The following is a 13,761-nucleotide window of genomic DNA, read 5'->3' as shown; positions in this document are numbered from 1 at the left end:
GTGATTCATTGAGCATATACCTGTATTGCTTGCTACATCTAAAGTATAAAGGAGGCTTTCCTCTCAGGAAATAGGTTGCGGGCCTTTAGATACAGACCGTATAAAGCTGGAACCTGATACATTTTGCGTAACAAAACAGCATTTTTAGCTAAAGAGGTTTAACAGTCAGTAAAATGGGTTAACAGGGTATGCACCATTATAAAAAGGCAGCAAAAAAGAACGGATCCACATGATTGGATCCGTTCCACCTTGTCTATAACACTTCATTGATCGGCCATTTGATCATTTAATCAAACGTTTGATTAATAGCATTTATTCATGTATGCTGGGCCATCATCTTAGAATTGCCCGGCAACAAAAATGAAATCAACAAGTTGATTATACAAATGGCCAACATGGCTATAAATACAATATGCATGCCATTTGCCATTTCACTTACCGAATCGGATGCCACCGCAGAATTGAATAATAAGCCGAAGACAGCTGCACTAACGGTCTGCCCAAGGAAATTCATCAATGAATTCGTCGATGTAGCGACCCCCCTCATCTTCATGCTGACAGTGGATTGGACGACTACAACAGTCGGTGTCGTAATGAACCCCATCCCCAATCCGATAATAATTAAAACAGCAACAATAACCCAATACGAAGATCCGACATTCAGAAATGAAAGCCAAAGACTTCCCGCCGCTATGATAACTGAACCAAGAACCATGAAATTCTTTGGGCCGAAACTGTACATGAAACGGCCAGAGATATTGGAAGCGAGCGGCCAAGCGAGTGACATCGGCAACAGTGCTAGGCCTGCACTTGTCGCACTATAGCCAAACACTGTCTGGATCCATAAAGCACAATAAATGGATACCCCCATCACAATCCAGCGCGATAAGAATCCAATTATATATGGAATGGCCAATGTACGTTCCTTAAATAGAGCTAAAGGCAGCATCGGTTCTTCCGCCCTTCGTTCAGCCACATAGAAAAGCCAAAGAAAAATGACCGCGCCAGCAAAAAAACCATAGATTTGCGGAGAATTCCAGCTATATGTTTCCCCGCCTGTCAAAAGGGCAAACAGAAGACTGGACATCCCTACTGTAAATGTTAAAGCCCCTATATAATCGATTTTCGTTTTTTCCTTTTCGAAATGCTCATGCAAAAATAGCACAATTAGAAGGATAGAAATAAGGCCAAACGGTACATTGATATAAAAGATCCATCTCCAAGAAATGTGGTCGACGAAGTATCCCCCGACCAATGGTCCGACTAAACCGGCAATACTCCAAACGGATGAAAAGACGCCTTGCATTTTCCCCCGTTCTCTTCCTTGATATAAATCACCGACAATCGTAAACGTAATCGGCGTAAGCGCTCCTGCTCCAATACCTTGGATCGCCCTGAACCAGATCAACTCTTCCATCGATCCGGCCTGTCCACATAACACAGAACCTCCGGCAAATAAAAGCAAGCCTGCCACAAACACGAGCTTACGCCCAAATAAATCACCGAGCTTGCCGAAAATCGGTGTAGCAATACACGTTGTTAGTGTATAAATAGAAAATATCCAACTCATTAGGCTCAAACCGCCGAGATCCTTAATAATGCTCGGTGACGCAGTACTTACAACTGTCGAATCGACTGCCCCAATGAACAATGCAAGCAACAGGCCAATCGTCACCATCTTCTTATTTGTTTCTTTCATTCTTTTGGCTCCTTTTAAAAAAGCTATTTTCGCAAACATTGTTGCTTTGGACCGGCAAGGACAGCTATAGGATGTCCATTTTTATGTACCTAATAGAACACCAATTCTATAAAAACAACAATCTCTTAGAAAACAGCCTAAAATAGATGATTTTCGCTCTTTCCATCATACAAATCTATTTTCAATCTATCAAAAATAAAACCTCTGATCCTTCGGCTTTACACTTGATTGTCATTGACTTTCCATTTATCGCACCAAATAATAAAGGGATAAAATCCCAAACGGAAAGGAGCTATGCAAATGGCAGTAAAGAAAGGATTGATCCACCATATTGAAGTCAACGTATCCAACCTGGAAAAATCATGCCGGTTTTGGGAATGGCTGCTCGAGAATGAATTAGGTTATGAAATGTTTCAAAAATGGGGCAAAGGCCGAAGCTGGAAACTGAATGATTCCTACCTCGTTTTTTGCCAAACAGAAGAACGGTATCTAAACGCTCACTACCATCGATGCCAAACAGGCCTAAACCATTTAGCTTTTCACGCAGAATCAAAAGAACAAGTCGATGCCATCGCTAAACAATTAGAACACCGGGGAATCCCCCTCCTCTATAAAGACAAGCACCCGTATGCCGGAGGAAACGGGCATTATGCTGTTTATTTTGAAGATCCCGACCGCATAAAAGTAGAAATTGTGGCACCATGATGACCGAAGATAGGAAGAAAAAGGTCCTTTTTAATGGAAAGGACCTTTTCTTTATCAGGAACACTCGCTAGCGGCATGCCAATTCTTTTCTGTTTTCAGTATTGCGTACAACTCTTCCAAGCTATGTATTTCATAAGTTGGCACGATCTCTGTATCATTGGCTTTCATCTTCGGGTTAAACCAGCAGGTATCAAGTCCTGCAGCTTGTCCGCCCTTAATATCGGCACTTAAGGAATCCCCTATAATCAGCCCTTGCTCTTCCCTAAAATCAGGAATACGGGCAAATACATAATCAAAATACTCTTTCATCGGCTTCTGAAATCCGGTGGCCTCCGAAACAAAAATATCTTTAAATAATGGAAACAAGCCTGAATCGCGCAATCTTCTATTCTGAGTGCTCGATACTCCATTCGTCACTATGTATAAATCGTATTGCTGCTGATTCAATTCGGAAATCAACTCCATAGCGCCATTCATAAGCTGATGGCCTTGCTCCAAGAATCCTCGGTAGACCTTCTCCATTAAAACACCATCAACCTCCCTGCCAAACTCCCGGAATAAACTGGAGTGGCGAGTATGGACTACCTCATCCCTTCCAATTTCCCCTTGTTCGAACAATCTCCATAAGCCTTGATTGATTTCCTTATAACGGCTTTCCATTTCTGAAGTAAACAACAACTGTTGATGGTCAAAAAGAGAACGGAGCGCTGTTTGTTCAGCTGCCCCAAAATCCAACAGAGTATCATCCACATCAAATAATAACGTTTGGTATGCTTTCACTAGTCTCTCTCCCATTTCTCGCATGTTCATGCTTTTTTCATTACTGCAAAATCGTACTCTTCCTATTAACATACAATAACATCTCCAGCATTAACCTCACACCTAAAAGCTTTAGCCCTCTAAAAGCAGCTTATCCAAACCATATAAGCTTAAGCTTAAAAACCAACTACGCGATCAACGACTGTAGAATACACCGATTTCCTGATAGGCCAGCACATCTTTTAAAGGGACATATGCACCACTTCCAAAAAAATAGAATCCCCCCATTATTCCTATTCATACGGGAAATAACTAGAAAAACATATATCTAGGTGGATCCTTATTCTTTTCCATTTACAAACTGGTTTAAATCATATCTTTCAGCCGATAGATGTATGAAACCATTGAAAAATAAGGATTTTCAAACGGTTCAATACCGGCTTCATCTATTTTTAAACCGGTCAAAGAAAGCCTTTTCAATCTTTTTTAGATTCATAGGCAAATTACTTTATTTTTAAATATTTTAGTATTAAACTATTTAATATCATAGGAATAAGAAAAATAAGGGGATGAATTATAATGGGACGTTTAGAAAATAAAATCGCTATTATTACTGGTGGAGCATCAGGCATGGGTGCCGCTATGGCCAAATTATTTGCCGGTGAAGGCGCTACTGTAATCGCTGCCGATATCAATGAGGACAACTTGGCAAAAATTGCTGAATTAGATAACGTCGAAGGCATGAAACTAGACGTTTCTTCTGATGAAAACTGGGCTGAAGTAACAAAAGCAGTTGTAGACAAATACGGCCGTATCGATATTTTGATCAACAATGCCGGTATTTCTTCTGAAAAAGCACCAGACGATATCACAGAAGCGGACTGGGCGTTATTGCACAAAATCAATTCATTCGGACCATTCTTAGGAATCAAACATGCATCTAAATATATGAAGGAAGCAGGTAAAGGCGCTATCGTCAATACATCTTCCTATACAGCTATCATCGGATCAGGATTCAACCATTATTCTGCTTCTAAAGGTTCCTTGCGTGCAATTGCACGTGCAGCCGCTGCAGAACTTGGCCGATTCAACATCCGTGTAAACACTGTATTCCCAGGTGTCATCGAAACACCAATGACAGCTAACCTTACTCAATATAAAGGTGCTATGGAAATGCTAGTTAAAGCTACTCCTATGCAACGCCTTGGTAAAGCTGAAGAAGTAGCCAACGCCATTCTATTCTTGGCTTCTGATGAAGCATCATACATCACAGGCGGAGAACTAGTAATCGATGGCGGATACTCTGCTCAATAATCGATTCAGATGAACCTTTCAATCCCCTTCCCGCACATTCTGCAGGAAGGGGGTTTTTTCAATTCTAAAACTATCTTTGCATATGTAATCAAACATATTTTTCATACCCCATACAATAAAGACAAAAGGCAAGAATGCTAATTCGCCCGCATTCTTGCCTTTATCTTTAAGTTATCCTTACATTGCCGTTTCTAGAGCATCCAATGATTGATAGGCAAAATTCAAATAGGAAGATAATTTTTGATTCACGTGACTGTTCCAGCAAGATGTATCAATGCCCGCTTCAACTAAAATACCATAGGAATGTGTCCATGCTTTCATTTCCACGTTCAATCTATATGCAGAGTTATTTCTCCACAAATCATAATCCAATTCTTGTTCCAAGTGGTCTTTTAAATGGCCAATTTCATGGGCCAATCCATATAAATCCTCAATGTCCCATTTGAATGGCGCTGTAATCATAAGCGTTTCACTATTGAAGCATAACTTTTTATCCTCCGTAAACAAGACGTTGGCCCCTAATCCGTTAGCAACTTTACAAAGATGTCCCAACTGTTCCTTACTCATTTCCCATCTTCCTTTTCCTTTAATTCTGTTTATGTAGAATACAGTATATTTTTTAATAATACAGTATATACCATATGAATAGATTATAATCTTTTTTTCATTGGTAATAATACCCCCACACTCTTTTTCAAGTCCAATAAGATGCTTCTTGCTTTATAAATCTATGTTCCACAAAAATAAAAAGCGTATCTGAAAAATGTTTCAGCATACGCTTTTTATCATTTATTTGGCAACTAGCCCTTTGAAAAGGTCAACAGCTGTTTCGATTATGTCATCACAGAAGTCATATTCATATGTATGTACATTCGGATAATTCTCGCCATTTCCGATATAGCACATAGCCCCTTTTGTCAGCTTCAAGAAATGTCCGTAATCCTCCGACCCCCTGAATGCTTCTTGCATTTCAACCAACTGGAATCCTTTATCCACACATACCTTCCTGATTTTATCAGAGCTTTCCTTCGCATTGACTGTCTCGGGGAAAGCATCATTATAAGAAAAGCTTACTTGAAGATGATGAAGCTCAGCTTGAGCCGAAGCAAAATCCTCAAGATTTTTCTGGAGTTGATCCAATTCTTCCTCGTAAAGAGCACGGATGGTCAACCGTAAATCTCCCTTGCTTGCTGAAATCCCGAATGCTTTTTCGCCAATGTCCACTTGAACAACTGTGCAAAGCACAATGCCTCTATTTTTTTCCGGTGAAATGAAATCAGGAATGGCATTGATGATTTGCGCGATCGCAAATGAAGGGTTAGCTCCATCTTCAGGCTGACTGGCGTGGGCAGGCGAACCAACCATATGGATGCTCATGCCCTTTGATGCACAGTGCGCTGTACCATCAATGACATTGACAGATTTCAAGGCCATACCGCTCATATTATGATAAGCAAAGATTTCATCAATCTTATTCTCTTCAATAAATGAAACACATTCAGCCGCTCCATCGCCCGTTTCCTCAGCATGCTGGAAAAGGAAAAAAATATTTTGATCGGCACCGTTTTGGTCAATCTCCAACGCAAATCCGGCAAGGCTTGCAGAATGGCCATCATGGCCGCATTTATGCGAAATTCCCGGAAATTGAGAGCCATGCTCCAAATCAATCGTTTCCGGTATAGGCAGCGCATCAAAATCTGCGCGGAAAGCAATATTTCTTTTGCCTTCACCAGCTCGATAAATAGCATAGAACCATTTGCCGCGGTCAACAACCTCTAATTTTGTATGCGCTTTAATAAAATCAATTAAATGTTGTTTGGTCCAAACCTCCTGATTAGATAGCTCTGGGTGTTGGTGTAATTCATGGCGCAATTGTTTTGCCAGTTCCAAGTTTTCACGTTTCATCCGCTGTATCCCCCTTGTCGTCATATAATTGTTTATGTTCTTCCCTTAAAACATGATGCAAAATTTGTACCAAGCTAGAACTGCAGGTGTAGCTTGCATTCAGGATCAAATATCTCTATTCCCTATCCTACAATTCCGACTCGATGATTCTTTTTCGATTCATCCTTTCGCTAAACCTTTTACAGTAGGCTATGATTGCTCAGCGGAATGGTCATAAATCGATTCTTTTTCGACTCACCATTCAATTGTTACCAAATGATTGAATGCAATTTTTTAAAAATGATCATGATTCTTTTTTTAGTTCATGATAGCATTCAGGTTGTAGACATTAATGAAGCAGAAAGGAAGATCCCGTTATGGAAATAAGAATTGAATCTCTTCCAGTTTACCGTATCGCCTATATTCGGCAGATTGGGCCTTATGGACCAGCCAACATTCAAACAATGGAACAAATGAAGAAATGGGGCGCTGCCAACAATCTACTTACCCGGACAACCATCATCATAGGAATTTCCCATGATAACCCTGAAACAACTTTGCCTGAACATTGCCGGTATGACGCAGGCATTGTTGTCTCGGATGGGTATCAACTTGATCATATCGTTGCAGAAACCAAACTTCCAGGCGGAAAATATGCCATCCTTATGGTCAAGCACACAGCGGATGATATTCAAAAAGCATGGGGGAGCCTATTTGCCGAATTAGCGGACAGAGGATATCGAATAGACGAGCGTCCTATTTTTGAAAGATATACGGAAGAGATGGTTTCCAAACACGAATGTGAAATCTGCGTTCCCATCATTTAATCATCGAAGAGAATCAATAAAAGCCTGCATTAAACATCCGTTTGTTCAATACAGGCTTTTATTGGCATCCTTACGTTACAGGTTTTTCCCAAGAAAACTGAATACCTTCTTTAATTGGCAATCGCTAAAATGATTGTAAGTATCACTATCGGAATACCTACGATCAACGACAGTACAGCAATGGCCATTTTAATTCTCTCTCTTGATTTGAATACCTTTGCAAAAACCATATAAACAATAATGCCAAGGAATCCGCCTATTGCATTTAAAATCACATCATCAATATCCGTTGCCCCTCTTGCACAAATAAACTGAATGACTTCTATCGTAATGCTTAACCCAATGATATGGAGCAGATTTCTCCAAACAGACAGCGATTTACCGTGAAGCATTATATATATGCCGGCCGGAACAAACATCAAAATATTGCCCCAGACATTCATATCGGCCCATTTAAACTGTACGCCATCGTCAACCAGTATATTTTGTGAAATCATATGGAAAGGAACGAAATTGACACTTCGCATACTATCTCTTGCAAAAAAAACAGTATCGACCAATAAAAAGAGATAAAAGCATAAAATAATCCAATACAGGATGTGTATTGTTTTTTTCATATCTGCCGCCACCTTATAATGTCTTATATCATTTAGTCTACAAGCCAATTTTAAAAAACTACTATATAAAAACATTAAGAATTTATGAATATTGCTGGCAGATTCCAACTTATTTTGCTTTATGTACTGTTAGAGATAGTGAGGATATGCCCTTCTCCCATAATATCAACAGATAAATAATTATTGTCCAATCCTCATGGATGACCACTAATATATCTAAAATTCAAACATACTGGCCAAAATAAAAACAAACCAAGAAAATGTTCAATAATATTAAATAAAGAATTAAAATATTTTACTTTTATGGTTTAAAAAATTAAAATTTAACATTTTACCTTTCAATTAATTGATGTATAATCGAATTAACGAACAGAAAGGAAGTTCAATATGGCTTATCCAGTAATTACAAATTGTCCTGTATGTAGTAAAACATTGAAAATCACCAAGTTACAGTGCTCTCATTGTCATACTACGATTGAAAATGAGTTTGAATTATCGAAGCTGGCATCCTTATCAAAGGATCAGCTTCATTTTGTGGAAGTCTTTTTAGCGTGCAGAGGAAATATCAAAGAAGTTGAAAAAGAACTGGGGATATCATATCCTACGGTTCGCGGCAAACTAACAAACATTATCTCATCCCTTGGATATGAGCAAAAAAAGAAAAATGAAGTTGATGAGAAAAAAGTGGTCACCATGTTAGAAAATGGGGAAATCACACCTGAAGAAGCGATTAAGCTTTTAAAAGAAGAATAAGGAGGTAGCTTTCATGAAAGAGGAAATAGCAAAAGTGTTAAAAATGGTTCAGGATGGTAAAATTGATGCGGATAAGGGCGCTGAACTGATCCAAGTATTAAAAGAGAAAGAAGAAATGAATACTAGGAATGTTGAAAAACCAGCCGGCTATTTAGATAAAACATTAAAAATACGTGTTATATCAACAGAAAATGATAACGTTACAATTAATCTTCCTATAAAACTGGTCAAGGTCGTATTAATGGCTGGGCACAGCATCGCAGCAAGCATTCCCCAATCGGAAAAATACGTAAAAGATATAGACATAAACCTTATTATTGAGGCCATTGAAAACGAATTAGACGGCCAAATCATCGACGTTAAATCAGCGAACGGGGATACCGTTTCTGTCTTTATTGATTAGTGATCGGCATGATACATGTAAAAGTGAAAGCAAAAGACGTTCGGTTTAAAATCGCTGTCCCATATGCGATGTTACACATTGCTATTTCTATTTTGTCTTCAACCTTTTTACAGCAAAAATTAAACAATTGGACAAAAGAGTTCTTTGAAAGAAAAAAACTAGACTTTACCTTTCCACTCATAGATAAAAAAACGCTAAAACCGATCGTCATGGAGCTGAAGAAATATAAGGGAATCGTGCTCGTGGATGTCAAAGCTAAGGACGGTACTGAAGTTAAGATTAGACTATAATGTATGAAAGAATACAACGACCACTGACTGGCATTTAATTGTTAACAACGATTAAGAATTTAAAAAAAAGCACATATTAGAGCCCTATCTAATATGTGCTTTCCTTTTGGTATATACCTTCACTCATCTAACCTCCATATAAAAATACAGGGCTTATTTCAAATTAAGAAGTTGTCCCAAATCCCATCCCCTAACATCCAGACTACTGAACATACACTGTTCATCTGCCGTTCATGTTCGTTTTATATACTGGGCTCAAGCAATAATTTATTTGCTTAAAGGCAACACTGATTAAAAAAGAGAGTGAGTGATTTCAATGCTTGGATTAGCCATTATATGTATTACGGCAGCATTATTATTTTATTCTGTAGGAGTATGGTCTGAGAAATTCCAACATATATTAAAACCATGGCATGTCATCATTTTTTGGTTTGGATTAGTTTTCGACACGATCGGAACAACTATAATGGAAAAAATGGCAGCAGAAGGATCTTTATTTAGTTTCCACGGAATAACTGGTTTATTAGCCATTTTATTAATGTTATTCCATGCTATCTGGGCTACAATTGTGTTGATTAAAAAGGATAAAGACATGATGGGGAAATTCCACAAATTCAGTATTATTGTTTGGTTATTATGGTTAATTCCTTATATATCAGGGATGATTTATGGGATGACGAATAATGTTTAATGTCATTGATCACATTTGATGTGGTCTTTTTTCTTTCCAATAAAAAGGAAATAAAATAAAAAAAACCTTGATACACCATGTATTTAGGTTGTATCAAGGTTGGTTTTTGATGGTATAACTATAATTTAAAGTGTATCTTTTTTAATCACTTATTCAACCGTCACACTCTTAGCCAAGTTTCTTGGTTTATCAACATCGCAGTCGCGGTGTAAAGCAGCATAGTAAGCAATTAATTGTGTTGGTATAACAGAGATAAGAGGTGTTAATAAATCATGCACGGCTGGTATGACAAAGCTGTCTCCCTCTTGTTCCAAGCCCTTCATGCTGATGATGCATGGATGTGCGCCGCGTGCAGCGACTTCCTTCACGTTACCGCGGATGCTTAAGTTTACCGCTTCCTGTGTCGCAAGCGCCACTACCGGAGTCCCTTCTTCAATCAAGGCAATTGTGCCATGCTTCAATTCACCGCCGGCAAAGCCTTCTGCTTGAATATAAGAGATTTCCTTCAATTTAAGGGCACCTTCCAAGCAAACGAAATAATCGATGCCGCGGCCGATGAAGAAGCAGTTGCGTGTTACAGACAAGAATTCACGTGCTATGCTTTCAAAGTCTTCTTTGCTGCCGCAAAGCACTTCCATTGCATTAGCAATAATGCCAAGCTCATGGACAAGATCCAGTTTCGCTTCCATGCCTTTAGATTGGGCAGTTGCCTGGGCTAAGATGGACAACACGGCAATTTGCGCTGTATAAGCCTTAGTGCTGGCAACAGCAATTTCAGGGCCTGCATGAAGCAATAAAGTGTAATCCGCTTCGCGGGATAATGTAGAACCCGGCACGTTCGTAATAGTTAACGCCTTATAGCCCAATTCTTTGATGGCTACAAGTACAGCCCGTGAATCAGCTGTTTCGCCACTTTGTGAAATGAAGATGAACAATGGTTTCTTGGACAGCAATGGCATATTATAGCTAAACTCGGAAGCCACATGTACTTCTACAGGAATTTCGGCCAACTTTTCTATGAATTGCTTACCGACTAAACCTGCATGATAGCTTGTTCCGCAAGCGATAATATAGATTCGGTCTGAACTCTTCATCGCTTCTAAAATATCCTCTGCGATGGTCAGACTTCCGTTGTCATTTTGGTAAGATTGGATGATCTTACGAATTACGAGCGGCTGCTCATCGATCTCCTTCAGCATATAGTGAGGATATGTCCCTTTTTCGATATCTCCCGCATCCAGCTCGGCTGTATACGGATCGCGTGAAACCTCGGTGCCATCGAGTTTTTTGATTGTGACATGTTCATGTGTGACAATCACAATTTCCTTATCCATTAATTCGATGAATTGGTCAGTCACCTGAAGCATCGCCATCGCATCGGAAGCAACCACATTGAATGTATCTCCCACTCCTACAAGTAATGGGCTTTTATTTTTACCTACAAAAATAGTGCCATTGTTTTGCTCATCCAGAAGAGCGATTGCATAGGAACCTTTCAATAAAGAAAGTGTTTTGCAGAATGCTTTTTCGACGGAAAGGTCTTCTGTTAAGACGAAATGCTCGATCAATTCTACAATCACTTCTGTATCTGTATCACTTTTGAAGGAAACATCCGCCAAATATTCTTTTTTAAGGATTTCATAGTTCTCGATCACACCATTATGCACAAGCGTAAAACGTTCAGTTGTGCTTTGGTGGGGATGCGCATTCTCATGATTCGGCACACCGTGGGTCGCCCATCTTGTATGTCCGATCCCTGTCTGTGCGAATACATTTGAGTCAACGATTTTGCGTAAATCGGCAATGCGTCCCTTTTCCTTGAATACATGCACGCCCCCGTTATTCATGACAGCAATGCCGGCTGAATCATAGCCTCTGTATTCAAGTTTCTCAAGTCCTTTCAGCAAAATTCCCTTTGCATCTAGGTTTCCTATATATCCAACGATTCCACACATATCCTGTTCCTCCTATTGAGTAAAAGAAGGGAACAAGAATGTCCGGGGACATTCCTGTCCCCTTATCTCTAATTATTTTCATTTAAGTGTGTGCATTTTCAACTCTTTGTCGAGTAGGTTGCCCTACTGTTTTGGAGAAGAAATAGACAGTTGTGCACTTCAACTGGGAGGTACCCGCCGAATGATCGATAAACCTCCACCTCGTCAACTAAACCACTCCCCGGTCTAGTTCTGGCGCTTTGTTCACTTCTTAACGCTTTCATTTTCCGATAGTAGTCTGTACCCACCTTTCCTTCATAATTGGAGTAGACATGCTTTTTTATGAAAGCAGAATAATCATAACCTATGATTGTGAATACGTCAACAACCATGGTTATCTTTACCAAACGCTGTCAACCTCTGGCAAAAAGATGTCTTATTATAAAAATATGCATAAGAAGCGGAATGTGTGCTTCTTATGCATATGAAATACCCTATTATTACTCTTTTAATCCCATTTCGCTTTCAACAACTGTACAAATTCGATGTACATATTGGTCACATTGTTCCTGTGATGGAGCTTCTGCCATAACACGAACTAATGGTTCTGTTCCCGATGGGCGAACTAGGATGCGCCCGTTGCCATCCATTTCTTTTTCCACATCGGCGATGACAGCAGCCACCTTTTCGTTTTCCGTCACATGATGTTTATCCGTCACACGCACATTCACAAGCTTTTGCGGGAATTTTTTCATTTCACTCGCTAATTCAGAAAGAGGCTTTTTCGTCATTTTCATAATATTGACGAGCTGCAGTCCTGTCAGCATACCGTCTCCTGTTGTATTGTAATCAAGGAAAATAATATGGCCGGATTGTTCTCCTCCAAGGTTATATCCTTTATTCTTCATCTCTTCAACAACATAGCGGTCGCCTACGGCAGTCTGTGCAGATTGAATGCCATGTGCTTCAAGCGCTTTGTAGTAGCCAAGATTACTCATAACAGTTGATACCACCGTATTATGCTTCAAGCGGTTATGCTCGCTTAAATACTTGCCGCATATATAAAGGATTTGGTCGCCATCGACGATTTCCCCATTTTCATCCACCGCAATGATCCTGTCCCCATCGCCATCAAAAGCAAGGCCTACATCGGCTTTTTTTTCTTTTACGAATGACGACAGCGCTTCTGGATGAGTCGATCCCACTCCGTCATTGATATTCAATCCGTTTGGAGAAGACCCCATCGTTGAAATATCGGCATCCAAGTCTGCAAATAAATGTGTTGCCAATGATGATGTAGCTCCATGTGCGCAATCAAGAGCTACATGCAATCCTGTGAAATCTTCATCGACTGATTGCTTCAAGTAAGACAGGTATTTCTGTCCTCCTTCGAAATAATCATTCACTTGCCCTAAATCTGCCCCTACCGGTCTAGGCAGTGTATCTTCCTCAAGATCCATTAATTGTTCTATTTCTTCTTCTTCCTCATCAGAAAGCTTATAGCCGTCGTTCCCGAAGAATTTAATGCCATTATCTGCAACTGGGTTGTGCGATGCTGAAATCATGACGCCAGCTTCAGCACTTAACGCTTTTGTTAAGTATGCCACTCCCGGTGTTGAAATTACACCAAGCCGCATTACTTCTGCTCCGATGGATAATAGGCCTGCCACAAGGGCACCTTCAAGCATATGCCCTGAAATTCTGGTATCACGGCCAATTAGCACCTTTGGTCGACGGTCTGTATGCTTAGTCAGCACATATCCGCCAAAACGGCCCAGCTTAAAGGCCAACTCAGGTGTTAATTCACTGTTAGCCACACCTCTTACTCCATCAGTTCCAAAATATTTACCCATGTTAAAATATCTCTCCTTCATGTGTTTTATTG

At 39.8% G+C, this 13,761-nt stretch carries 14 protein-coding genes; 7 read left to right on the top strand and 7 right to left on the bottom strand.

Translation table 11 applies throughout. The features are described 5' to 3' along the window. Positions 1-316 precede the first annotated feature (316 nt). Positions 317-1,699 carry an MDR family MFS transporter gene (locus tag ABC357_RS21660; RefSeq protein WP_412889598.1) on the bottom strand — a complete coding sequence of 461 codons (1,383 nt, stop codon included), beginning with the start codon at positions 1,697-1,699 and terminating at the stop codon, positions 317-319. A gap of 300 nt (positions 1,700-1,999) precedes the next feature. Here ABC357_RS21660 and ABC357_RS21655 point away from each other — a divergent pair, with 300 nt between their 5' ends. Then, positions 2,000-2,404 (top strand): VOC family protein, encoded by a 405-nt coding sequence (locus ABC357_RS21655; protein ID WP_412889597.1) that lies wholly within the window; start codon positions 2,000-2,002, stop codon positions 2,402-2,404. 54 nt (positions 2,405-2,458) lie between these two features. Here ABC357_RS21655 and ABC357_RS21650 read toward each other — a convergent pair whose 3' ends face one another. Beyond that, the gene (locus ABC357_RS21650) at positions 2,459-3,184 is read right to left on the bottom strand and encodes a YjjG family noncanonical pyrimidine nucleotidase (RefSeq protein ID WP_412889596.1); all 726 of its coding nucleotides are present in this window, start codon (positions 3,182-3,184) and stop codon (positions 2,459-2,461) included. 558 nt (positions 3,185-3,742) lie between these two features. Between ABC357_RS21650 and ABC357_RS21645 the strand changes: the two genes are divergently transcribed. After that, positions 3,743-4,477, top strand: coding sequence for an SDR family NAD(P)-dependent oxidoreductase (locus ABC357_RS21645; RefSeq protein ID WP_412889595.1), 735 nt, complete (start codon positions 3,743-3,745; stop codon positions 4,475-4,477). Between the two features lie 177 nt (positions 4,478-4,654). Here ABC357_RS21645 and ABC357_RS21640 read toward each other — a convergent pair whose 3' ends face one another. Further along, entirely contained in the window at positions 4,655-5,044 is a 390-nt protein-coding gene (locus ABC357_RS21640; RefSeq protein WP_412889594.1) for a hypothetical protein, read from the bottom strand. Between the two features lie 222 nt (positions 5,045-5,266). Next, positions 5,267-6,382 (bottom strand): M20 metallopeptidase family protein, encoded by a 1,116-nt coding sequence (locus tag ABC357_RS21635; RefSeq protein WP_412889593.1) that lies wholly within the window; start codon positions 6,380-6,382, stop codon positions 5,267-5,269. Positions 6,383-6,738: 356 nt separating this feature from the next. Between ABC357_RS21635 and ABC357_RS21630 the strand changes: the two genes are divergently transcribed. Continuing rightward, complete coding sequence (locus ABC357_RS21630; protein ID WP_412889592.1) at positions 6,739-7,188, top strand: AraC family transcriptional regulator; 450 nt, start codon at positions 6,739-6,741, stop codon at positions 7,186-7,188. A 110-nt stretch (positions 7,189-7,298) separates the two neighbouring features. Here ABC357_RS21630 and ABC357_RS21625 read toward each other — a convergent pair whose 3' ends face one another. After that, the gene (locus ABC357_RS21625) at positions 7,299-7,805 is read right to left on the bottom strand and encodes a VanZ family protein (protein WP_412889591.1); all 507 of its coding nucleotides are present in this window, start codon (positions 7,803-7,805) and stop codon (positions 7,299-7,301) included. A 387-nt stretch (positions 7,806-8,192) separates the two neighbouring features. Between ABC357_RS21625 and ABC357_RS21620 the strand changes: the two genes are divergently transcribed. The 4 genes from ABC357_RS21620 (at position 8,193) to ABC357_RS21605 (ending at position 9,942) form a co-directional block, all read left to right on the top strand. Beyond that, the gene (locus ABC357_RS21620) at positions 8,193-8,558 is read left to right on the top strand and encodes a DUF2089 domain-containing protein (RefSeq protein ID WP_412889590.1); all 366 of its coding nucleotides are present in this window, start codon (positions 8,193-8,195) and stop codon (positions 8,556-8,558) included. A 13-nt stretch (positions 8,559-8,571) separates the two neighbouring features. Continuing rightward, positions 8,572-8,961, top strand: coding sequence for an SHOCT-like domain-containing protein (locus ABC357_RS21615; protein WP_412889589.1), 390 nt, complete (start codon positions 8,572-8,574; stop codon positions 8,959-8,961). An 8-nt stretch (positions 8,962-8,969) separates the two neighbouring features. Further along, a complete protein-coding gene (locus tag ABC357_RS21610) occupies positions 8,970-9,251 on the top strand; it encodes a hypothetical protein (RefSeq protein WP_412889588.1) in 282 nt (93 codons plus the stop codon). Between the two features lie 316 nt (positions 9,252-9,567). After that, positions 9,568-9,942 (top strand): HsmA family protein, encoded by a 375-nt coding sequence (locus tag ABC357_RS21605; protein WP_412889587.1) that lies wholly within the window; start codon positions 9,568-9,570, stop codon positions 9,940-9,942. A gap of 149 nt (positions 9,943-10,091) precedes the next feature. On the opposite strand, the gene glmS is transcribed toward ABC357_RS21605, so the two are convergent. Together glmS and glmM are read right to left on the bottom strand one after the other, a co-directional pair. Further along, positions 10,092-11,897, bottom strand: coding sequence for a glutamine--fructose-6-phosphate transaminase (isomerizing) (glmS, locus tag ABC357_RS21600; RefSeq protein WP_412889586.1), 1,806 nt, complete (start codon positions 11,895-11,897; stop codon positions 10,092-10,094). A 479-nt stretch (positions 11,898-12,376) separates the two neighbouring features. Further along, on the bottom strand, positions 12,377-13,729 hold the full coding sequence (glmM, locus tag ABC357_RS21595) for a phosphoglucosamine mutase (RefSeq protein ID WP_412889585.1): 1,353 nt from the start codon (positions 13,727-13,729) through the stop codon (positions 12,377-12,379). Between the last annotated feature and the right edge of the window lie 32 nt (positions 13,730-13,761).

Origin of the sequence: Bacillus kalamii, from assembly GCF_047238185.1 — a bacterium.
Lineage (GTDB): Bacteria > Bacillota > Bacilli > Bacillales > DSM-1321 > Bacillus_AD.
Note: the sequence above shows the minus strand (reverse complement) of the source record. Positions and strands in the feature narration are given on the sequence as shown.